The sequence below is a fragment of the Nostoc paludosum FACHB-159 genome, from assembly GCF_014698835.1.
Classification (GTDB): domain Bacteria; phylum Cyanobacteriota; class Cyanobacteriia; order Cyanobacteriales; family Nostocaceae; genus Nostoc; species Nostoc paludosum.
In genome coordinates, this window is the sequence record NZ_JACJTU010000140.1 from 1 (window position 1) to 4,192 (window position 4,192).

Sequence of the window (4,192 nt, forward strand, 5' to 3'; positions counted from 1 at the left end):
CTGATTCATCCACATACTTTAAATCGATTTCGCCAGCTGCCGCAGATAATTCCAGCATTTCTAAGTCAGCCTGTTTGATTTGCTGTACTACCGGATCTTGTTTCCTCAATACCCTTAAACGACTGCCCATATCGCTTTTACCTTTGTAGACACATTGTACGTATTTACTTATCTTTACATAGTTTGGTTTTTTCACCTCGTTCTACTTACTCAGGAGCTATAAAGCTTATACTGTAAAGTATCTGAAATTTTTATGGCCTCAAGAATCACCGACCCTTTAGGGCGATAAGTATGTGAATGTGATTAGCTCCTGATTAAAATTACTATGACCCATACACCAAACACTCGGCTAGACCGGATTGAGGCAATTCTAGACAGAGTAGCAGTTCAACAACAGATAAATACTCAGGCGATCGCGCAACTGACGAGTGTGCAATGGCGGAAGCTGCTGGAGTATGAAGCAGAGTATTGGGAGTTAGTAGCAGCGTAAACCAGAACTCAGGAGTCAGAAGCGAAAATTCTTCTGATTCCTAATTTTTTTCTCTTCATTTATACTGGTTGAGAGATTACTTGAGGATGGCTGCCCACGACTCAATAAACCGATGTGGTTGGCCTTTGTGGGTGAAGAAATGCCACCCCTGTCTGAACTGTGGAAACTCTATTTAAAAGAGCAATCATGAGGAGAAATGACAATTTTCAGATTTTTTTAATTTAATTACAAAAAATTAATTTTTTTAAAATTAGAACTAGGTAAATAATATTTAAGTACTATATGTTAATTAATAAAATTATTTTCGGTTTTAATAGTTTCTGCCTATTATTAATTATTGCCTTGATTATTTATAATAAAATATTTGATGTATCAGTTGGAGGATTGTTCTTACCACCTCTCACCCCAGCATATCCTGGTGCAGGATTGTTTACACTTGGATTTCAAATACTGTGCTCTATACCACCTATAATTTGTGCTTTTAGTTTTACCTTACTAAAAACTATTAAACCTAATAATAGATTTAATCAATTTTTGCTTTACTCCGCCATTTTAACAGCAGGTTATTTAGTGAATGAAATTTATCGACTCCATATAATTTTTTTGCAATTTGGCATTCCCAAGCTAGTAACTATTTTCTGCTACACAATTATTGCTAGCTTGTATGGGTTAGCTTTTAGACGACAAATCAAATCAACACCTTATATTATCCTTATTGCTAGTTTAGTTTTATTATTTATTGCTATTACAGTAGATTCGCTCCATTTTAAGGGTGATGGAACTACTAGCTTATTAGAAGGTATTCCTAAATTTTTGAGTGGGCTGAATGTCGCGCTTTATTTTTGGTTTGTCTGTTATCGAGAAGTACTACACTCCTTGCAGTTTGCTAAAAATGGATAAAGAAGGCAGCTATGCTGAGGGCAGAGGGCAGTCCCGATGAAACAAGTTTCACAGCCAAGCATGAAAATGTGGTGTGGGACTGAGCTATATAGATACTCATCTAAATAGCATTTTCAAGTCAGAAGGTTTTATCCAGATCGGAGTAGCACCCCTCCTGTTGGGAGAGCCACCAAATTTTTAATTTGGTGGGGGTCTTAAACCCTTACTCCCTACCGTCGTGGCAGAGGGCAGGAATCAGAATTCCCTCCTGCCCTCTGCCTTTCTTGATAAACTTTCCATAACCTCTTCTCCAAACGGGGACTACCAATCCCAATCAAAAGACTCAAAGCGTTTGGAATTCTGAGCAGTGTAGCGGACTGTATGTTGAATATTGGTATGCCCCAGGTAATACCAATTCGCAATGGCAGCAACGCGATTTTCTGAAGTCAGGCAAAAAACGAGCGATGCCTGCGGCGGGCTGCGCCAACGCTAAAATATATACTTCAGTAAATAGTTTAAATATATACATCTAATCTAGAGTTAGTACTGTATATAATATCACTTAAATAACTACTGAATACGCTCGTGAATCACCAACGCCGTAATATCCTTTTTACTTTAGGTGCAAGCTTGACAGGATTTTTTTCTAGTACAGCCCTGTCCACTGCTGGCGCTAGATCTCCCAACCAACTAAATACTCAAGTAACTGTGAATACCGCAAACCTGCAAAAATTAGTAGACCGTGCTTCCATTATTGATGCTGTAAATATCATTGGTATGGGTGCAGATTTACGAGATTGGAAAGCCTGTCGCGCTGCGTTTGCCGATCGAGTTCTGACTGACTACACCTCCCTGAATGGGGGTACTCCCAATACTGTAGCAGCAGATACCTTAGTTACTGGTTGGGCAGATTTTTTCAGTAAAACCTTTAAAGCCACTCAGCACATGATTACCAATCATATTGTCACAGTTAATGGCGATCAAGCAACCTGCACCTCTCACTTTCGGGCACATCACATCTATCTTGGTGGTGAATCGGGTAAAACTTGGACATTGGGTGGCTTCTACAATCATCGGCTAACCCGCATCAAAGGTCGCTGGAAAGTTATACAAATGAAAATGACCTGGACTTACGAAGAAGGTATTCGCCCTGGTTAATTGTATGATGCAGCCTGATATTTCCTATTCTCTAAGCTTCTTGGGATGGGATTAGAGTCAAGTATGTACGTTTGCTCCAACGAGCTCAAAGCCCAGACAATACTTTAACAATAAATATTGCTCCCCTCCACTTAAGAGCCACTGGCGCGATCGCAAAACAATATGAATCCGATTGGTCGAACCATGTCCACCAAAAACCGCTTCTAGATTATCTACAAATCACACTTAGCTTATTAAGATTTGAGGAAATTAAAGATTTACTGGTAATCCTAAACAACAAACTATTACCATTTGTATTTAGTTGACAGCGATTATCAAATGACTGTGTTCAGGGGAGATGATGTGATTGTATCGCCTTTATTTCCTAAACTCAATTTGACAGTACAACAAATTTTTGATTCCGCTTTGTGAAAAGTCGAGATTTAAAACAGTTTTTCAAAAATCCACCGCAGTCAATTAGGCATCGGATTGCAGCAATAGATCCGCTCCTAGTTCGGTATTTGGTGGGGTAATCAAAAGCGAAAGTAAAATAAAATTATCCTCCGCTTAAACCCTATCATGCTGCTAAGAGAACTCGAACAACAACTGCTTCAACTTGACCCCAATGAAAAACTGTATATTATTCAACTCCTTGCCCAAAGCCTAACTACACACGATATCCACCCAGAACAACCAAGCAAACTCTCAGAATTCTTTCGTCAATCCCTCCTGGCACAAGTCAGTGAAGAACTTGACCTCAGCCGAGATCGCAGCCTGAGTTACGATGTCTTCAGCCTATGAACTACCTAATATATGTAGAGTATACTAGATGACTCAAGCCCTACCCAAGTTAGCAACCTTTGAACAATTTATTGAGTGGTATCCCTCAAATGGGGTGCGATATGAACTACATAAAGGAGTCATTGTACAAATGCCACCCCCAACTGGCGAACACGAAAACGTTGTTGGATTTTTAGCAGCACAGATAACCTTTCAATTCTTGCAAATGGGACTTCCATTCCGCATCCCTAAAACTGCCTTTATCAAAATTGAGAGCAATAACTCAACCTATTCTCCCGACATTTTGGTATTAAATCATGACAATCTTGTTAATGAACCTCTGTGGAGCAAACAATCGACTGTTATTCAAGCGGAATCTGTACCAATCGCCATTGAAGTAGTTAGTACCAACTGGCGAGATGATTATTACGACAAGTTCAGGGATTATGAACAAATGGGAATTCCTGAGTATTGGATTGTGGATTATGCTGCACTCGGTGGCAAAAGATTTACTGGTAATCCCAAACAACCAACTATTACCATTTGTAATTTAGTTGACGGCGATTATCAAATGACTGTGTTCAGGGGAGATGATGTTATTGTATCGCCTTTATTTCCCAAACTCAAATTGACAGCACAACAAATTTTTGATTCCGCTTTATAAGCACTAAAATAATCCCAAAAGAATATTTCGAGGAGGCGTTAATTAAATTAAAAATTCAAAATAAATCGGAGATGCGTGTTTGTAGAAAGTAATAATTTATGGCAGAAACACAACAACAGCAAATCAGGGAGTTACCCCGGATTTCTCACCAAGATTGAAAGAAGAGGGGTCAAAAACTGCCAAAATGTATGTTGCAAAAGAATTCCAGCAGCTTAAAGCATGACCCCAAGTAAAAATCATTC

At 39.0% G+C, this 4,192-nt stretch carries 5 protein-coding genes; all 5 read left to right on the top strand.

Annotated features, from left to right (window positions below; genetic code table 11):
- The first annotated feature begins 325 nt into the window (after positions 1-325).
- The gene (locus H6H03_RS39350) at positions 326-490 is read left to right on the top strand and encodes a hypothetical protein (protein ID WP_190960391.1); all 165 of its coding nucleotides are present in this window, start codon (positions 326-328) and stop codon (positions 488-490) included.
- A 282-nt stretch (positions 491-772) separates the two neighbouring features.
- Positions 773-1,390 (top strand): hypothetical protein, encoded by a 618-nt coding sequence (locus H6H03_RS39355; RefSeq protein ID WP_190960387.1) that lies wholly within the window; start codon positions 773-775, stop codon positions 1,388-1,390.
- A 564-nt stretch (positions 1,391-1,954) separates the two neighbouring features.
- Positions 1,955-2,527: a nuclear transport factor 2 family protein gene (locus H6H03_RS39360; RefSeq protein WP_190960388.1), complete on the top strand. Its 573-nt coding sequence runs from the start codon at positions 1,955-1,957 to the stop codon at positions 2,525-2,527.
- A gap of 558 nt (positions 2,528-3,085) precedes the next feature.
- The gene (locus H6H03_RS39365) at positions 3,086-3,307 is read left to right on the top strand and encodes a hypothetical protein (RefSeq protein WP_190960389.1); all 222 of its coding nucleotides are present in this window, start codon (positions 3,086-3,088) and stop codon (positions 3,305-3,307) included.
- A 28-nt stretch (positions 3,308-3,335) separates the two neighbouring features.
- Entirely contained in the window at positions 3,336-3,950 is a 615-nt protein-coding gene (locus H6H03_RS39370) for a Uma2 family endonuclease (protein ID WP_190960390.1), read from the top strand.
- Positions 3,951-4,192 lie beyond the last annotated feature (242 nt).

Coding starts and splice junctions, on each gene's coding strand:
- H6H03_RS39350 (WP_190960391.1), top strand. CDS start 326: ATGACCCATACACCAAACACTCGGCTAGACCGGATTGAGGCAATTCTA.
- H6H03_RS39355 (WP_190960387.1), top strand. CDS start 773: ATGTTAATTAATAAAATTATTTTCGGTTTTAATAGTTTCTGCCTATTA.
- H6H03_RS39365 (WP_190960389.1), top strand. CDS start 3,086: ATGCTGCTAAGAGAACTCGAACAACAACTGCTTCAACTTGACCCCAAT.
- H6H03_RS39370 (WP_190960390.1), top strand. CDS start 3,336: ATGACTCAAGCCCTACCCAAGTTAGCAACCTTTGAACAATTTATTGAG.